Annotated in this window: 16 protein-coding genes; 10 read left to right on the top strand and 6 right to left on the bottom strand. The window is 43.7% G+C overall.

Features of this window, described 5'->3' with window-relative positions:
* Both MP3633_RS02655 and MP3633_RS02660 read right to left on the bottom strand, forming a co-directional pair.
* Entirely contained in the window at positions 1-999 is a 999-nt protein-coding gene (locus MP3633_RS02655; RefSeq protein WP_112136580.1) for a TRAP transporter substrate-binding protein, read from the bottom strand.
* A 140-nt stretch (positions 1,000-1,139) separates the two neighbouring features.
* A complete protein-coding gene (locus tag MP3633_RS02660; RefSeq protein ID WP_244959791.1) occupies positions 1,140-2,153 on the bottom strand; it encodes a LacI family DNA-binding transcriptional regulator in 1,014 nt (337 codons plus the stop codon).
* 186 nt (positions 2,154-2,339) lie between these two features.
* Between MP3633_RS02660 and MP3633_RS02665 the strand changes: the two genes are divergently transcribed.
* Both MP3633_RS02665 and MP3633_RS02670 read left to right on the top strand, forming a co-directional pair.
* Positions 2,340-3,416: a zinc-binding metallopeptidase family protein gene (locus tag MP3633_RS02665; RefSeq protein ID WP_176334371.1), complete on the top strand. Its 1,077-nt coding sequence runs from the start codon at positions 2,340-2,342 to the stop codon at positions 3,414-3,416.
* Positions 3,417-3,561: 145 nt separating this feature from the next.
* Complete coding sequence (locus tag MP3633_RS02670) at positions 3,562-3,879, top strand: DUF6172 family protein (RefSeq protein ID WP_176334372.1); 318 nt, start codon at positions 3,562-3,564, stop codon at positions 3,877-3,879.
* Between the two features lie 112 nt (positions 3,880-3,991).
* On the opposite strand, the gene MP3633_RS02675 is transcribed toward MP3633_RS02670, so the two are convergent.
* The gene (locus MP3633_RS02675; protein ID WP_244959793.1) at positions 3,992-5,347 is read right to left on the bottom strand and encodes a multicopper oxidase family protein; all 1,356 of its coding nucleotides are present in this window, start codon (positions 5,345-5,347) and stop codon (positions 3,992-3,994) included.
* 32 nt (positions 5,348-5,379) lie between these two features.
* Positions 5,380-6,249: a LysR family transcriptional regulator gene (locus MP3633_RS02680; protein WP_217909042.1), complete on the bottom strand. Its 870-nt coding sequence runs from the start codon at positions 6,247-6,249 to the stop codon at positions 5,380-5,382.
* Positions 6,250-6,378: 129 nt separating this feature from the next.
* Here MP3633_RS02680 and MP3633_RS02685 point away from each other — a divergent pair, with 129 nt between their 5' ends.
* Positions 6,379-7,263, top strand: coding sequence for a DMT family transporter (locus MP3633_RS02685; RefSeq protein WP_176334373.1), 885 nt, complete (start codon positions 6,379-6,381; stop codon positions 7,261-7,263).
* Between the two features lie 3 nt (positions 7,264-7,266).
* Here the strand turns inward: MP3633_RS02685 and MP3633_RS02690 are convergent, their stop codons facing one another.
* On the bottom strand, positions 7,267-9,102 hold the full coding sequence (locus MP3633_RS02690; RefSeq protein ID WP_176334374.1) for an ABC transporter ATP-binding protein: 1,836 nt from the start codon (positions 9,100-9,102) through the stop codon (positions 7,267-7,269).
* A 197-nt stretch (positions 9,103-9,299) separates the two neighbouring features.
* The gene (locus tag MP3633_RS19090) at positions 9,300-9,725 is read right to left on the bottom strand and encodes a YebG family protein (RefSeq protein WP_176334375.1); all 426 of its coding nucleotides are present in this window, start codon (positions 9,723-9,725) and stop codon (positions 9,300-9,302) included.
* 109 nt (positions 9,726-9,834) lie between these two features.
* Between MP3633_RS19090 and MP3633_RS02700 the strand changes: the two genes are divergently transcribed.
* The 7 genes from MP3633_RS02700 to MP3633_RS02730 all read left to right on the top strand — a co-directional run bounded on the left by MP3633_RS02700 (position 9,835) and on the right by MP3633_RS02730 (position 16,164).
* Positions 9,835-10,725, top strand: a complete 891-nt coding sequence (locus tag MP3633_RS02700; RefSeq protein WP_244959794.1) for a mechanosensitive ion channel family protein — start codon at positions 9,835-9,837, stop codon at positions 10,723-10,725.
* On the top strand, positions 10,725-11,312 hold the full coding sequence (locus tag MP3633_RS02705; RefSeq protein WP_176334376.1) for a DUF1439 domain-containing protein: 588 nt from the start codon (positions 10,725-10,727) through the stop codon (positions 11,310-11,312). Before MP3633_RS02700 ends, MP3633_RS02705 begins: the two co-directional genes overlap by 1 nt.
* Positions 11,313-11,418: 106 nt before the next feature.
* A complete protein-coding gene (locus MP3633_RS02710; protein ID WP_176334377.1) occupies positions 11,419-11,898 on the top strand; it encodes an FKBP-type peptidyl-prolyl cis-trans isomerase in 480 nt (159 codons plus the stop codon).
* Between the two features lie 227 nt (positions 11,899-12,125).
* Complete coding sequence (locus MP3633_RS02715) at positions 12,126-12,482, top strand: hypothetical protein (protein WP_176334378.1); 357 nt, start codon at positions 12,126-12,128, stop codon at positions 12,480-12,482.
* Between the two features lie 15 nt (positions 12,483-12,497).
* The gene (locus MP3633_RS02720) at positions 12,498-13,874 is read left to right on the top strand and encodes a class II fumarate hydratase (RefSeq protein WP_176334379.1); all 1,377 of its coding nucleotides are present in this window, start codon (positions 12,498-12,500) and stop codon (positions 13,872-13,874) included.
* A 368-nt stretch (positions 13,875-14,242) separates the two neighbouring features.
* Positions 14,243-14,731, top strand: coding sequence for a MarR family winged helix-turn-helix transcriptional regulator (locus tag MP3633_RS02725; protein ID WP_176334380.1), 489 nt, complete (start codon positions 14,243-14,245; stop codon positions 14,729-14,731).
* Positions 14,725-16,164, top strand: coding sequence for an efflux transporter outer membrane subunit (locus tag MP3633_RS02730; protein WP_176334381.1), 1,440 nt, complete (start codon positions 14,725-14,727; stop codon positions 16,162-16,164). The genes MP3633_RS02725 and MP3633_RS02730 overlap by 7 nt, the downstream gene beginning before the upstream one ends.
* Positions 16,165-16,174 lie beyond the last annotated feature (10 nt).

The raw sequence follows: 16,174 nt of genomic DNA on the forward strand, positions 1-16,174 counted from the left end.
TTATTTAGTCTGACGAATGGTTTCAAGTACGTCGGTCATGCCGTATTTGGCCGCCCATTGGTCTTGAATTGAGTGTGCTTTTTCGATGAAAGGCGTGCGATCTAGCGTATTAATAATAGCGCCATCATCAATGGCTTTTTGTTTATAAGTCGACTCTTCACTGTACAGAGCTTGACGCTCTGCCTTCGTCGCTTCGGTCACTGCTTGATCGAAGGCAGCATGCTGTTCATTGGTGAAGCCTTCCCAAACGGAATTACGAACAAGCAACAAGCGAGTCGTGAAGTCGTGACCGGTTTCAGAAATATACTTACCATTGTTGGTTTTATGATGTTCCATCGGGATGAAATAGGGGTAGGCGTTTTCAGCGGCGTCAACAACGTTGCTGGATAACGCTTGATACAACTCAGCCCAAGCAACGGAGGTTGGAACTGCACCGATCTCTTTCCAATATTGAGACACCACACCTGACGTCTGAGTGCGGATTTTTATGCCTTTGACATCGGCAAAACTGTTGACGGGTTGTTTACCATACCAATGACGCACACCGGCTGTCCAGTAAGCCGCGACACGGTATTTTTCACCTGATTTGGTGTAGATGATGTCCGCTATATCGTTACCTACTTTTCCATCCACTACTTTTTCCCAGTGGCTGTAGTCATTAAATAAATATAACAAAGAGAATAGATCAACTTCATCAATGCCAGATGACGTCATAAAACCGGGAGAAACCAAAACCATGTCTGCACCACCAAGAACCAGCTTTTCAACCAACTCATTCTCATTGGTACCTATGGTTCCTGCGTGTACTTCTACATCAAAAAAGCCTGATTTATCGGCCACTTCCTTCAGTTTAAGCATTCCTGTTTGGTATGGGCTTGAAAGGTTAGTTTGATTGTGGGCAACGACGAGTTTTACGGTGTCAGACTTAGCAGAATCTTCGCTACATCCAGCGAGTGTGATGGCAGCGGCTGCGGTTAGCAGTGTCAATATTTTTTTCATGATAGCTCCATTATGGATCGGTTTTTTATGATTATGATGATCGCACTTTAGGCTAAAAACGATATCATGGAATCGGTTCCATGGATAGAGTCTATTAATTGCTTTCTATCTTATTTGGAGTGTTTTGTGTTCGGAATGAACTAGGTCGATTGTCGAATAACGAGTTCGGCTTTGAGCTTAATGTGTTGCGCAGGTTCGTTGTTGCCCTGGACTCTCGCCAGTAAACGCTCGCAAGCGGTTTGTCCTATGACCCTTGTAGGCTGGCGCATAACGGTGATACCGCCTTCAAAAAGCTGCGCCCACTCTGGATCATCGATAGAGACTAAGCCGATGTTTGAGCCAATGTGCATGTTGAGGTGCTTCAAGGCTTTCGCGGTGCTCATCATCGCTACGCCGTTGGTCGTGAAAATGGCTTTTTTGCGATTTGGGTGTGAATCGATAAAGTTTTGAATAACCTTGATGAGCAAATCCACACTCATTTTCTCGATTTCAATAATCTCACAGGTAATGTCGTTGTTTTCTCGGGTGAACGCTTTAATCGCGTCGACTCTAGCTTGGCGAGGGTCTATGGCGATGGACTCCGTCACCACCAAAATGGATTGGTAGGCTTTTGTTTGTAGATGTGTGCATACCTCTTTGACAGCCGCTTCGTTGTCTAGCCCAACGGTATCAAATCCAAGCGAAGTATCGATCCGATCGACGAGAACCAAAGGGCAAGAGATTCGCTTCAAATTGGTGATTTGTTTTTGTGCCATGCCGGCGGTATTGACGATTATGCCATCGACTCGATGTGCTTCGAGTAATGTTAAATAGCTGTCTTGTAGCTCTTTCTGATTGTCTGTGTTGCATACCATTAGCATGTAACCTTCGCGTCGACAAACATGCTCTATGCCCTGAAGGACATCAATGGAGTATGGGTTAGTAACATCCGCCAGTAGCAGTCCAATAAGCTTTGAATGCCCTGCTTTTAGCATTCTGGCAGAGTGATTTGGACGAAAATCAAGGTGCTCAATTGCTTGATATATTTTTTCACGTAAGGGGTCTGACAGCTTATCTTGTTCGCCATTGAGATAGCGTGAAACACTTGTTTTGCCTACTTTTGCGTATTTAGCAACGTCAGAAATAGTTGCGAAGCCTTTGCTTTTGTTTTGCAATATATTATCTCAATGATTGTTTTTTTTAATGAAAAAATATCCCATTCAAGAATGGCATATAAACAGGTATTTCATCGTACTTTAAACTATGATCCTACTACTGCGCAATTACGTGAGGTTGATTCCGTATTTTCGTTTATCCATTTTTATTTATTTATTTTTCTATCTCTCGATAGAAGGAGCTTTATGAAGATTTTCAGTTGCCAGCAGTGTGGTCAGACTGTGTTGTTTGAGAACACACGCTGCGAGCAATGCTCGTCGTCTTTGGGTTTTTTACCAGATCAAATGGTGATCAGTGCATTAAAGTCGGTCGACAATACTTGGTATGCTATGGCAGATAAATCTGTGCCAGCTAAACGTTTGTATTACTGTGAAAACCATCAGCACCAAGTGTGTAATTGGATGGTAGAAGAGGGTGGCAGTACTTTCTGTATGGCGTGTGAATTGAACCGTCATATTCCGAACTTGGAAAAAATAGAAGAGCGCCAAGCATGGCAGCAGTTAGAGTTTGCTAAACATAGATTAGTGTACTCTTTATTGCGTCTCGGTTTGCCTTTGGTCAGTAAGAAAAGTGCACCAGAAGACGGTTTGTCATTCGATTTCATTTCTGAAAATAACGTGGTTCCAGAAGATGTAAGCGCCATGACCGGCCATGCTTCTGGTCAGGTAACCATTAATGCCGCTGAAGGAAATTCCGTAGATCGTGAGCAGATGCGCGAAGACATGAATGAGTCTTATCGCACGGTAATTGGACACTTTCGTCATGAGATTGGACATTATTATTGGGATCCGTTAGTTTTTGACGATGAGCAGGTTTTAGCCGATTTCCGCGAGCTTTTTGGTGACGACAGAGAAAGCTATGCTGATGCGTTAGAAGCGCATTACAAGGCGCCTAATGCAGAGTGGCAAGAATCGTTTATCAGTGTTTATGCGTCTTCTCACCCTTGGGAAGATTGGGCTGAAACATGGGCGCATTACCTGCATATTGCCGATACATTGGAAACCGCCAGTGACCTTGGATTGAGTCTGCAACCGCATGGTTCTAATCGAGAAAATTTGGCGGTAATGGTGAATATTGACCCGTATAGGCACGATAATTTCGATGATATTTTGGCGCAGTATTTACCCTTAACCTTTGCGGTTAATAACCTAAACCGTGGCATGGGGCAACCGGACCTATACCCTTTTATCTTGGTCCCTGCGGTTCGCGAAAAATTGACGTTTATCCACCGTTTGTTAAGAGCGTACGTAGAAGAGTCGTAAAGGAATAGTAGATTAGGAGTGGGTAAGTCGTCGAGGTTGGTGATTGGACGACTTATTCATAGCTGCAAGCGGCTTGATCCGTTATTATGCTCGCCAATTGGAACGTGTTACGCCACTTCCTGATTATTAATCTTTTAGGACCCTAATGAAAAAAACATTTGAGCTATCTCATCCAAAAATTGCTTACCCTCGATTAATCGAAGCGACTAAAAGCGACATTAAAAAATATCTGAAAAGAGAGCGTAATAAGGCTCTGCCTGAATACGCTGATTTTTGGGGATTTGACTGCAAATTTGGCCAAACAGCAGAACAAGCAGAAGTTATTCACGTAGCCGAAATTAATGACAAAATCAGCTTCGCTGAAAGCCAAGCATGGCCAACGTTTTATCTAGAAATTTTGGCGGCACCAACTCAACGTACAAAGCGTGAAGTGGTAGATGAAGAGAACGAAGACGATTTGTAAAAAACGTTTTTATTTGTCAGAAAAAGCAAATTTTAAAAAGCCAGATCAATGATGATTGATCTGGTTTTTTTACGCCTTGTGTTTTGCATGGGCTGTGCGTAATTCGGTGCTTTTAGCTGACTTCAACATACCCCATAAAGCCCGTTTTAAGGTGTTCAATAATATGACAGTGATACATCCATCGGCCTGGGTTGTCAGCGACTAACGCGGCAATAACGGTTTCATTCTGGCCCAGTAAAACGGTGTCTGTGTGGAAAGGGGTAATGGCTTTTTTATTGGATTTTAAAACAGTAAAGGTGTGGCCGTGTATGTGGATCGGATGATGGTATTGCGTCAAATTTGCCAGCTCGAAAATGTAGGTTTTTCCAAGCTCTAGTTTAGCAAGGGGCGCGGGAATGTTGCCTTTAGACATGCCTTCCCATGAACGGCGGTTCATTGTCCAAAAATTGTAGTTTACCTTGCCATCTTTATGGATCGGCGTGATGTTGGCGTTCCATTCGAAAGCGAACTTAATCGTTTCTGCATTTTCCAAATCTGGCGCAGGAATCGGGTTAAGTGGCAAGGTGGGCAGTCGGCGATCTTTAAGCTTACTTGCTACCGTTCTTAGTGTTACGAGAGGTTTGTTCTTATGATTAAATGTGACCGTTTCTCCCACCTTGCTGGACGCAATAACACCTAGATCAAGGCGCATACCGGGGGCAATAAGATGATTGCCCAGCGTTCTTGGTTGAGCAATCGGGTTGCCATCAATCGCGATAATTTGAGCATCAGAATCCGTTGACGTCACGTCATACACCAAGGTGTTATCGACGTTCAATAAACGCACACGAATGGCACCGCCAGCGGGTACGTCGTAGGTCGGGTGCATTTCACCGTTAATGGTCATGACGCGCCCAGGCGTTCCCATACGAAAAGCATTTTGTGGTGTGGTCAGGGCGGTAAAAGAGCCATCGTCTTTGATGTGCCAATTCTTCATGCAAAGCACGAGATCGTCATCGAAGTCTGGCTTCTCTGCTTCATCGACAATCAGCGCGCCAACCAAGCCTTTACCAAGTTGTTCGACGCTGTTCATGTGCGGGTGATACCAAAAAGACCCCGCGTCTGGCGGTGTGAATTCATAATCAAAGGTGTCGCCGGGCATGATGGGTGGCTGACTTAAAAAAGGCACACCGTCCATGCCGATTGGGATTCTCATACCATGCCAATGAATGGTGGTTGGCTCGTTTAATTGATTCACGACTCGAATACGAACGGGTTGATGCTGTTTTGCACGGATGACGGGTGATGGATAACCGCCATTAAAACTCAATGCGGGCGTGCTGCCGCCCGGTACAATGTTGACATCCGCTGGCGCGACGATCAGTTCGTAATCGAATCCCTCAGAAGGATTGGCGGCTAGAATGACTCTAGGCAAGGTACTTGTCATGGCAAGCAGTAGGCTGGATTTAATAAAGCGACGTCTGTTCAAAGCGATTTGCTTCCTATAAATTTGAGACCATTTTATGACTGTTTATCCTGCTGGATCATATGGATAAAAGCATCTAAAGCGGGAAATTTGCCCGTATCATTACGCCAAATGACGCGGTTTTCAATGGGTTCTAAGGCGGTAAACTCACAACCTACTAATCCCATACCATGTTGATATTGCTCAAATACGCCTTTCGGAACGAGTGATGCTCCACTTCCGGCACTGACACAGCCAATAATAGTGCCATAACTCGCAATGCTCGTGATGGGTGAAATAACGTTGTTCTGATTAAGCCAAGTTTCTAATGCTGCTCGGTATGGACAGGGTTCTGGCCACATGAAAATGGCTTTTCCATTTAGGTCATTCACGGATTTTATTGGCTGGGATGACACTGAGGAAATGAGAACCAAATCTTCTTGTAGAAAGGTCGCACTGTTTAGAAAAGGGCGATCAATGTCTACCGCGATAACCGCTCCGTCTAATCGATGCTGATGCATGTCTTCTAGTAGTTGAGGCCAAGTGCCGGTTTTAAATTGCAGTTCTACGTTTGGAAATTGTGCGTGAAATTTTGTGAGAATTGGTGGAAAGCGACTCGTAGCCGAGGATTCAATGGCGCCAATTCGAAGCGTGCCAGAGGGTTCAGAAGACGGATCAACGGCCCGTTTGGCTTCTTCTGTTAGCGCTAAAATCTTCTCGGCGTAGGCCAGAAAAACCTCACCTGATGGCGTAATTCGAAGCCCGCGACCTTCTCGGTAAAACAGCGACACTTTGAGTTCTGATTCAAGTGTCTTGATTCTCGCCGTGATGTTAGAAGGAACACAGTGCAACGCGGCGGATGCTTGTACCACACTGCCAAGATTGGCTACGGTTTTGAACATACGAATTTGAGCAAGTTCCATCATTCATTCCAAGTGAATACTGGATGCAGTATTCGTCAATTGTTGTTTCGATGCATTGCCTTAATACTAAACCTTCCCTAAATACTTAGCGACCAGCGGTGTTTTTAAATGTGTTGGATATAGAGCGAAAAGATGAAGTTGGCATGTGCGGCGTTGTTTGTTGTGCTCTGTTGGGCTTATTCGCCCATAGGCATTCATATTGGTCTAGAGGCGTATTCGCCTGGGCAGTTGGCGTTGTTGCGATTTTTAATCGCCTCCGCTTTTATGGCCATCGTGGCGATGTATCACGGCGTACAAATTCCCATACGACAAGACCTTCCTTTGCTGTTTTTGCTTGGTTTTTTTGCCGTGGCTTTGCATCACATTACACTAAACTTTGGTCAACGTGGTGTGAGCGCCGGCGCGGCGAGCGTGTTGGCTCAATCAACGCCTATTTTCACGGTGATTATTTCACGGTGTGTTTTAAAAGAAGCGGTGAGTGTGTGGCGCTGGTGTTGTATTTTAGGCGGCATGATGGGCGCGTTTATCGTGGTGGTTGGTGATAAAGGAGTAGGTAATATAAGCCTCAACGGCTTACTGATTCTTCTTTCAGCGTGTTCTTGGAGTGTGTATTTCATTTTGCAAAAACGTTATTCGACGCGCTACAGTACCTTAACCATGGTGTGTTATACAGTGTGGTCAGGGACGCTTATTCTAATGATTTTTTCTCAGGGCCTGCTGAGCTCTTTGGCGTCATCAAAGATTCAAATAAACTTTGCGGTGGTGCTGTTGGGCGTTTTCCCTAGTGCGTTGGCGTACGTGGCTTGGGCGTATGTTTTGTCGCGCGCTGAGGTCAGTAAAATATCCATTGTATTGTATTTGATTCCGCCAACGGCGATTCTCATGGCGTCATTTATTTTGGGAGAACGTCCTTCCCTATGGGTTGTGTTAGGCGGTGGCGTTGTTGTATTGAGTGTATTGTCTATGAGTCTGGAAAGCCTGTTTCGCCGTCGCAAGTGCGATGGCGAAACAGGTTAATCGTTATTTATAGCCTTGTGCTTGTAGGGCAAATAAATGTGCGTACTGCCCCTGTTGAGCAAGCAAGGTGTCATGAGTGCCTCGTTCTTTTACTTCGCCATGCTCCATGACGATGATTTCATGAGCGAGCCGAACGGTTGAAAAACGGTGAGAAATCAGAATCGCCATTTTTGTCTTAGTGTGTTCTTGAAAATGCTGAAAAATATTAGCCTCAGCTTTAGCGTCCATCGCGGCGGTTGGTTCATCTAATACTAAAATATCGGCGTCTTCTCGCATGAAGGCGCGAGCCAAGGCGATTTTTTGCCACTGACCACCTGATAATTCTTGTCCACCTTTAAACCATCGGCCAAGCTGAGTGTGGTAGCCATTGTCGAGTTCTTCAATAAAGTCAGTGGCTTTGCCTAACTCGGCGGCTTTCTGCCAACCAGTTTGGTCATTGAAGCGGTCGTTGTCGCCAGCCCCTATATTCTCTCCGACGATAAATTGATAGCGTACAAAATCTTGAAAAATCACCCCAACACGCTTAAGAAGCGCGGTTTCATCCCATTCGAGTAAATCCAACCCATCTAATAAAATGCGTCCTTGTGTTGGATTGTAAAGGCGTGTGAGTAATTTTATTAAGGTGGTTTTACCAGAACCATTTTCCCCCACAATAGCGAGACTGTGACCGGGACGAATATGCAGCGTGACATTTGATAGCGCGGATTTTTCACTGCCTGGATACTGAAACGACACATCTTCAAAGCGAATACCATCGTTTGGTTTTGGGCCAATTAATAAACCACGGGTGGACGATGGCGTTTCCTGTTCTAGATACTCATATAAGTTCGACAAATAAAGGTTGTCTTCATACATGCCGCTGATCGCTGTCAATGAGGCTGAAACAGAGCTTTGGCCTTGCTTGAATAAGAGTAAATACATGGTCATTTGACCTAATGTGATCGCACCAATAATAGTGTCGCTGACAATCCAGCCGTAGGCACCATAAAATACCAGTGTGCTGATGACACCAAGAGCAAAGCCCCAGGTTTCTCTTCGAAGAATAAGGCGCTTACTTTCTTTAAACAGTTTGAGGAAAATTTCAGAGTAGCGCTGTAAAAAACGCTCTCCCAGCTGATAAAGGCGAACTTCTTTTATGTTGTCTTCCCGAGCCAGTAACGTTTCTAAATAGTTTTGCTGTCGGACTTCGGGCGAGCGCCAGCGGAACATCAAAAAAGCATCGCCAGAAAACTTTGCTTCGGCGATAAAAGAGGGCAGCGCGCCACAGATTAGCAAAGCTAATGCCCATGGCGAAAAATGCCAGAGTAAAACCGCAAAACTTGATAAAGAAATGGCATTTTGAAGTAACGAAAAAGTTTTATTGACCAAGGCGAGCGGCCGGCTTGATGCTTCGCGTCGAGCGCGGACAAGCTTGTCGTAAAACTCAGAGTCTTCAAAATGAGACAGGGTTAGGCTTTGGGCTTTTTCTAAGATCATCAAGTTAACTTTTTGACCTAATAAACCTTGTAGAATGGCTTGCTGCGCCGTTAATGCTCGCTGTGCCGCGGCAATGATAAGAACCAATATCCCTTCTAGCACCACATAGTTAAGTGCTGTTTCATAGTGCAATACTTGGTCTTGCTTGTAGCTTTCCATGGCCGCTAATACAGCGTCCACAATCAACTGTCCGACGTAGGCCATCGCGGCAGGTAGTACGCCTGCAATCAAGGTGGCGAGTGTGAGCCCAATGGTAAGAGAGGGAGACGTCTGCCACACCAAATTGATCGCCCGACGGCTATAGCGAAAGACGCCGAGCATGTTTTTATCGACAGTGTTTTTAGGCGAGTCGGTAGGCTTCATTAAAAGTCCTGATTAAAAAAAGGGTGAGGAAGTACGATGTAAAGTATACGTGAGAGCGCGCGTTGGAGAGAATTTTTTTGGAGCGTCAGGATTTAGATCGAGAAATAAAAGCCCTTGATGCAAAGGCTCTGAGTATTAATTGTGCTTATGACGACGGCGATCATTAGAAATGGCTGGCAGCGGTATTTGATGCCGCATTATGCGGCATCACTTTCAACGAAGTCGCTTACCTCTTCATCATCAAATACGACGGTGTTTTCATCTTCGTCGTAAACCGCTTCTTCATCCGGTTCTATAACCAGATCTTCTAGGGCTTTTTTAGACGGTGATTCGGTCAGGTCAAGCTGAGCATTTGTTGCTTTACTGTTGGTTTTTTTAGACTTTTGGGGGGCTTTCTTTTTGGTACCTAAAACGTCTAAGAGCGATTCTTTGTTCTCCGCTAGGTACATGGAGAGTGCTTCCTTTTGACTATGGTCACCGGCTAGATTGCTTTGATCCAATATTTCATACAGCGCTTCGGCCGTATCCAACAATTTATCGTACGCATCGGCTTCCGTTTTTGAAGTAAACGTCATTTTTTCGATTCCATCGCGTTCTACAACATATTTGATAATTACAGGCATGATCCACCTCGTGAAATAATATACTGTATAAATATACAGTGTTATTTTCCCTCTTGTCTAGTGCTTTTATTTGTTGATCTGAGTAATGATTGTTAAAGTGGCGCTCTTGATGAAGGAAACGGTTTTTATGCAACTCGATTTATCCCAATTAGATTTTTCTATCATTACAGACCATGTTGAAATTGCGTTAACCATTTCTTGGGCTTTACTGTTTTATATTGTGCGTCGTTACACGAAACGTATGATTCGTGTGAATCAGAATATTGAACACGATAAAAAGCGTCAGAGAATCAATACGGTCGATAACATATTTAACCTTTTTTTAGTTGTTGGCTTTATTCTAATTTGGTCATCTGAATTACAAAATATCGCGATTTCGATCGCTGCCTTTATGGTGGCGTTGGTCATCGCAACAAAAGAATTTATCGCCTGTATCGTTGGTGCATTTTATCGCGCGAGCACACGGCCTTATCAGGTTGGAGATTGGATCCGTATTGCTAATTATGAAGGCGAAGTCACGGACAGTGATTGGCTTTCAACGACGTTGTTTGAAGTGGATTTAAAAGGCGGGAGCTACACTTACACAGGGCGTACTACAGTAGTGCCGAACAGTGTTTTATTGGTTCATACGGTGCAAAACTTGAACTATATGCGTCGTTATGTGACGCATACCTTTTCTGTTTGTCGCAATACCGATGACGTAAACCTGTTTGCTATTAAAGAGCAGATACTCGAGAGAATTCGAGAATACAGCGAACATTTTCATGAGGTAGCGACCCGTTATAACAGCTTAATCGAGAAGCGATTGGACATTAAGATTTCCGGCCCAGAGCCGCGAGTACGCATCACTACGACCCCAGAGGGCTTTAACGTTTTTACGGTTTCTTTGTTTTGTCCCACTGAAGAAGCCGTCGATATTGAGCAAAAAGTAACAGAAGATTTTATGCGATTTTGGTTTGAAATGCGCAGCATGGCTGTCGATGTGACTGGGAGAGAATAATGAGATTAGACCATATAGTTAGCGTCGGTGTTCTGGTCGTTGCATCGTTACTATTAACTGGATGTAATAGTTTCCGTGTTGGTGAAGCAGAAGTGAATCAAGAAGTAGCGAAGCAGCTCGCTCAGCCTCAAAAAAACCATATAAAGCTAACGTTAGACAATAATACACTCAATCTTGATTTGCTCATCGACTCTGCCGATGTGGATTTTACCGAACGCGACGGTGGCTTAGTATTGGTGGATTTGATCAGCAATATGACGGGGACATTGACGGCTTTTGGTCAGACCTTTTCGTTAACCACAAAAGTAAGTCCTTCGTTTGAATCGGGTGTGCGAATTGAAGAAGATCGATTGTATTTAGTGGCGCCAAAAATCACTAAAATTAATGTAGAAGGCTCAAGCTTTAATGACAAAGTGCTGCGTTCAACGCTGGGCTCTTTGCATGGTGATTTCGAAAAAGCACTCGTTGAGTATTTTGATGAGCACCCCGTTTATGTGTTAAATCACTCTCCTTTCGAAAAAACCGCTGCGGCGTTAGTAAAGAACATTATTATTAAAGAAGATTCATTAGAGCTGTCTATTTTTTAGTGAAAGAGACTGAATAAGGGTCTAGGTAAGTTTCTTCACAGCCTTTATAATGCCGCCATAAAATGAGCAGTCACGCTTAATTATTGAATTTAAATGAGGAAACAGCATGTCGATTGCAGACAACCAAGTCGTCCAATTTCATTATACTTTGCGTCACGGCGAAGAGCTTATCGAAACGTCTGCGGGCAAAGATCCTGCGACCTACCTTCATGGTCACGGTAATGTCATTCCAGGTTTAGAAAAAGCCATGGAAGGAAAAGCAGTGGGTGATGAGTTTGAAGTGACGGTAGCGTGTGCTGACGCTTACGGTGAACGCCATGAAGATCGCACGCAGCAAATGCCGATTAAACACTTGCAGGGTGCGAAGCGTTGGAAAACAGGCATGGTGGCTATGGTGAAAACGGACCAAGGCATGCGCCAAGTTACTATTATTAAAGCCGGATTGAAGCATGCGACAGTGGATCTTAATCATCCATTGTCAGGTAAAGACTTGACGTTCAATATTCAGATAGTCGATGCGCGTGAAGGCACCAATGATGAAATTGCGCATGGTCATTCTCATGGCGTTGGTGGTCATCATCATTAAGCATTAAATTCCTATAGACGGAATGAATGGTTAAATGAAAGCCCTTGTTACTTTAATGTAGCAGGGGCTTTTTCATTTTATTCGAGGCTTTTTTATACTGATGCTTATCAGGATAGAGTAAAAAACAGTAATAATTAATAAGAATCGTTATCAACACCTTGACAGGATTGCCATTCATACACATTATTGATAATAGTTATCATTTGTATTATTTGGAGGGCAGCGCGATGAGTCGCTATTTGGTACCATTTTCAGTACTTGAGCAAACCATTCAAGCAGGTCAATGTGCAGATTCGCCGGAATTGCTCTACTATTATTTAAATCTTACGGAAGAATATGCGGAACGCTTGGATATCACCGATGCCGTATTGTTGCATCAGCGTGTGTTTAATGTGTTACTAGATACGGTTTGTGACACTAATATTGCTCATCATTGGCGTCAGACCTGTTTGGATAAAGTGTATTTACCTTTGTCTAATCTCAAGCGTTTAATCGTGACGTATCAAGACGCGAGAAACTACTTCAAAATGGAACATAGTCTACGGGTTCTGAGTTATTACTTTACCTCTTCCTTCGAACAATAAGGACACCATTAAAGAATGAAAATGCGCATTGAAAAAGACAGTATGGGTGAACTAGACGTGCCAGAAGAGGCGCTTTACGGTGCTCAAACCCAACGTGCGATTAATAACTTTCCTATTAGTGGCGAAGCACTTCCAGACGCGTTTATCCGCTCCCTTATATTGATCAAAGCCGCTGCTGCGCGTGCGAATGAAACGCTTAAATGCCTCTCACCGGAAATTGCTAAAGCGATTCAAGATGCCTGTAATGAACTGCTTAACGATGACAATTTCATGCGGCATTTCCCTGTGGACGTATTTCAGACTGGCTCTGGTACCAGCTCCAACATGAATGCCAATGAAGTGATTGCGACATTAGCCAGCGTCTATCACGGTGCACCGGTAAATCCTAATGACCATGTGAACTATGGTCAGAGCAGCAACGATGTTATTCCCAGCGCGATACATGTGAGTGCAACGTTAGAATTAACCGGTCATTTACTGCCAGCGCTGGTTCATTTAAGGCAAACGATTATAGAAAAAGGCGATTCGCTAAAGGGGTTTACTAAGACGGGACGTACGCATTTGATGGATGCCATGCCGGTTCGACTGGATCAAACTTTTCATGCGTGGGCGGCTCAGCTGCAAGACAATATCGACAACCTCATGTATTTAGAAAGTAAAACCACACAACTTGCTCAAGGTGGCACGGCGGTCGGTACGGGCATTAATGCACACCCAGAATTTGCTGCCCTTTTTGCGAGAGAATTGTCTGATTTAACAAAAGTCACTTTCACTCAAGGTAAAAACTTTTTTGCGCTCATCGGTTCACAAGATACTGCGGTGGCGTTATCTGGTCAGCTTAAAGCCGTTGCGGTCACTTATATGAAGATCGCCAATGATTTGCGTTGGATGAATTCTGGCCCATTGGCTGGTCTAGGAGAAATTTCATTACAGGCGTTGCAGCCAGGTTCGTCTATTATGCCGGGTAAAGTAAACCCTGTGATTCCAGAAGCAACCGCTATGGTGGCCGCGCAAGTGATAGGCAACGATGCCGCGATTACTATTGGTGGTCAATCCGGTAACTTTGAATTGAACGTTATGTTGCCGATGATTGCTAAGAATCTACTGAATAGCATTAAATTGCTAGCCAACAGTGGGCAGTTACTTGCTGATAACGCTATTGCTACATTGAGCGTTAATGAAGATAAATTAAACGAAGCATTGCATCGTAACCCAATTTTAGTCACGGCGCTTAATCCGATTATTGGCTATGCAAAAGCCGCTGAAATTGCCAAAAAAGCCTACAAAGAAGGTCGCCCAGTTGTCGATGTAGCAGAAGAAAATACGGACTTAAGTCGAGAAGAGTTACTTGTTTTGCTTGATCCTGCCAAATTAACCCACGGCGGCCTCTAGAGTAGATCAGATAAGGTTTCTTTATTTGGTTGTTCCCTTACCAAATAACGAAAACAGGCCAGCGTTCGCGCTGGCTTTTTTTGTTTTTAACTTTGCCTATTTTGCACAAATAACCAAAAATTATATATCACAAGATTCCTTTTGGCTTAGGTTGATAGAAGAAAAAGAATGTTCCTTAGGCCTATTATTACTCCCAACGCCCTCCCTCTCAGCACAGTGAAAATGTGCATAGAATAATCATTTTTTCATTAATTATAAAATAGACCATCGCTTAATATTGACGATTGGGTAGTGTAGTGGAATAATTTGTCTGCCTAGGCAGCTACTGCCTGTGCAGCTAAATTCATATCACTCTGACTAGGCCAATCATGACCCAACCAAACCGCGAAGCCCATGAGCTACTATTTACTAACATTGGTTTTTTACTCGGTAAAACCAATCAGATAAAAGATCGCCTTCTTGATCAATTTTTGGTTGAGGAAGAGATTACATCAAGCCAAGTTAAAGTGCTGTTTAAGCTCTACTACCTGAAGAATCAGCGTTCTTCCGATCTTAGTAAGTCTTTGAATGTTGATAGCGGCGCGATTACTAGAATGTTGGATCGATTGGAGAAAAAACACTTAATTCAGCGAATAGCGGATCCTGATGACCGCCGTTCCGTTTTGATTGAATTAACAGACAACGGTTATATTGTAACAGCTCGTGCGATTCCCCTTGCTCAAACTGCTATTGATAATTTAACCGAATGTTTAACGTCTGAAGAAAAACAAAATTTACTACATTGCTTAAGCAAAATTGTTGGTTCTTTTCTACCAGAAGAGTGCCATCTGTCTAATCAAAAGGATGCAAAATGTTAAAGCTGGCAAAAATCACTACCTTTATGTCGTTATGCTTTCTCTATGGTTGTGCGCCATCATCAAATATTAAAACGCACAATACCATGGCAGATGATTCATTAATCAGCCATGCCAGTACTTTGGAAACGAAAAACTTATATTCAACTAATTGGCCAGGAGAGTCTTGGTGGTTATCTCTTGACGATAACCAGCTGAATCAGCTTATAACGCAGGCGCTAAAACACAGTCCTGATATTCAAATGGCGAATGCGAATTTACAAAAAGCATCCGCGTTTGTGATGGCGGCAGACAGCAAATTTGATCCTGTGGTTTCTGCAAATGCAGGCGTTACGCGTTCTCGTTTGTCCCGTGTGGAAGACAACAGCTATCAAGGTAGTCAATACGGAACCGTATATAATCTTGGCTTAAGCATGAATTACTCTTTCGATTTATGGGGAGGTAATAAAGCTGCTTGGATCGCCAGTGTGAATACTCAAAAAGCCGCTGAGATTGATCATCAAGCTGCGAAGATTAATCTGTCTTCAGCCATCATCCGCACCTACATACAGCTTGCTAATGCCTACGCTTTAGAAGACTTGGCAAAAGAAGATCTAGAACGAACACAACGTATTGTTTCGATCACTCAGCAGCTGTTATCAAATGGCTTAACATCAGATGATCGTTTGTACACAGCGCAAGGTAACGAAGCCTCCACACAACAAATACTGAAAAAGCGAACTCTGTCTATTCAACTATTGAAAAATGCGCTAGCAACGTTAGTTGGAGAAGGCCCAGATCTCGCCATGACCATCGAGCGACCTACGGCGCACATGAGTACTAAACTCAGTCTACCGGAACAATTACCGGCAAATTTAATCGCTCATCGTCCAGATATTGTGGCTGCAAAATGGCGTGTTGAAGCGTCAAATAAAAATATCGAGGTTGCCAAAACAAGCTTTTACCCGAATGTTAATTTAAGCGCGTCAGCGGGGTTTAAAACGGTACTTGGCGACTCTATGTTTGGCGAACCAAGCCGTTCTTGGAGTGTGGGGCCAGCCATCTCTTTGCCTTTATTTACGCGAGGTCTCAACGCTGACTTGATTGATCAAACGGCTTCTTATGACGCCGCAGTCGCTCACTACAATAAAACAATTGTAAAAGCTTTTGGTGATGTGGCAGACCATGTTTTGTCCATCAAATCCATCAATGAGCAAATACAAGACGCACAACGAAGCTTTCAGCTAGCAACCAAAAGCTACCACATTACAGAAAAACGTTATCAGTCTGGAATGGGAAGCCAGTTAGAAGTATTACTTATTGAAAATCAGCTACTGCAAGCAGAATCAGCAATAACCCAATTAAAAAACCAACGGCAAGAGAAGCAAGTCGCACTTGTTGAAGCGTTAGGTGGTGGTTTTGAAGATTACCCGTCGACCTCTGTTTCTAAAAATTAATGGTGAATAA

This window comes from Marinomonas primoryensis (genome assembly GCF_013372285.1).
Classification (GTDB): Bacteria; Pseudomonadota; Gammaproteobacteria; order Pseudomonadales; family Marinomonadaceae; genus Marinomonas; species Marinomonas primoryensis.

Bases quoted from the DNA above. Each gene is read 5' to 3' on its own strand.
- MP3633_RS02655 (WP_112136580.1), bottom strand. From the start codon at position 999: ATGAAAAAAATATTGACACTGCTAACCGCAGCCGCTGCCATCACACTC.
- MP3633_RS02665 (WP_176334371.1), top strand. From the start codon at position 2,340: ATGAAGATTTTCAGTTGCCAGCAGTGTGGTCAGACTGTGTTGTTTGAG.
- MP3633_RS02670 (WP_176334372.1), top strand. From the start codon at position 3,562: ATGAAAAAAACATTTGAGCTATCTCATCCAAAAATTGCTTACCCTCGA.
- MP3633_RS02680 (WP_217909042.1), bottom strand. From the start codon at position 6,249: ATGATGGAACTTGCTCAAATTCGTATGTTCAAAACCGTAGCCAATCTT.
- MP3633_RS02685 (WP_176334373.1), top strand. From the start codon at position 6,379: ATGAAGTTGGCATGTGCGGCGTTGTTTGTTGTGCTCTGTTGGGCTTAT.
- MP3633_RS02690 (WP_176334374.1), bottom strand. From the start codon at position 9,102: ATGAAGCCTACCGACTCGCCTAAAAACACTGTCGATAAAAACATGCTC.
- MP3633_RS19090 (WP_176334375.1), bottom strand. From the start codon at position 9,725: ATGCCTGTAATTATCAAATATGTTGTAGAACGCGATGGAATCGAAAAA.
- MP3633_RS02700 (WP_244959794.1), top strand. From the start codon at position 9,835: ATGAAGGAAACGGTTTTTATGCAACTCGATTTATCCCAATTAGATTTT.
- MP3633_RS02705 (WP_176334376.1), top strand. From the start codon at position 10,725: ATGAGATTAGACCATATAGTTAGCGTCGGTGTTCTGGTCGTTGCATCG.
- MP3633_RS02710 (WP_176334377.1), top strand. From the start codon at position 11,419: ATGTCGATTGCAGACAACCAAGTCGTCCAATTTCATTATACTTTGCGT.
- MP3633_RS02715 (WP_176334378.1), top strand. From the start codon at position 12,126: ATGAGTCGCTATTTGGTACCATTTTCAGTACTTGAGCAAACCATTCAA.
- MP3633_RS02720 (WP_176334379.1), top strand. From the start codon at position 12,498: ATGAAAATGCGCATTGAAAAAGACAGTATGGGTGAACTAGACGTGCCA.
- MP3633_RS02725 (WP_176334380.1), top strand. From the start codon at position 14,243: ATGACCCAACCAAACCGCGAAGCCCATGAGCTACTATTTACTAACATT.
- MP3633_RS02730 (WP_176334381.1), top strand. From the start codon at position 14,725: ATGTTAAAGCTGGCAAAAATCACTACCTTTATGTCGTTATGCTTTCTC.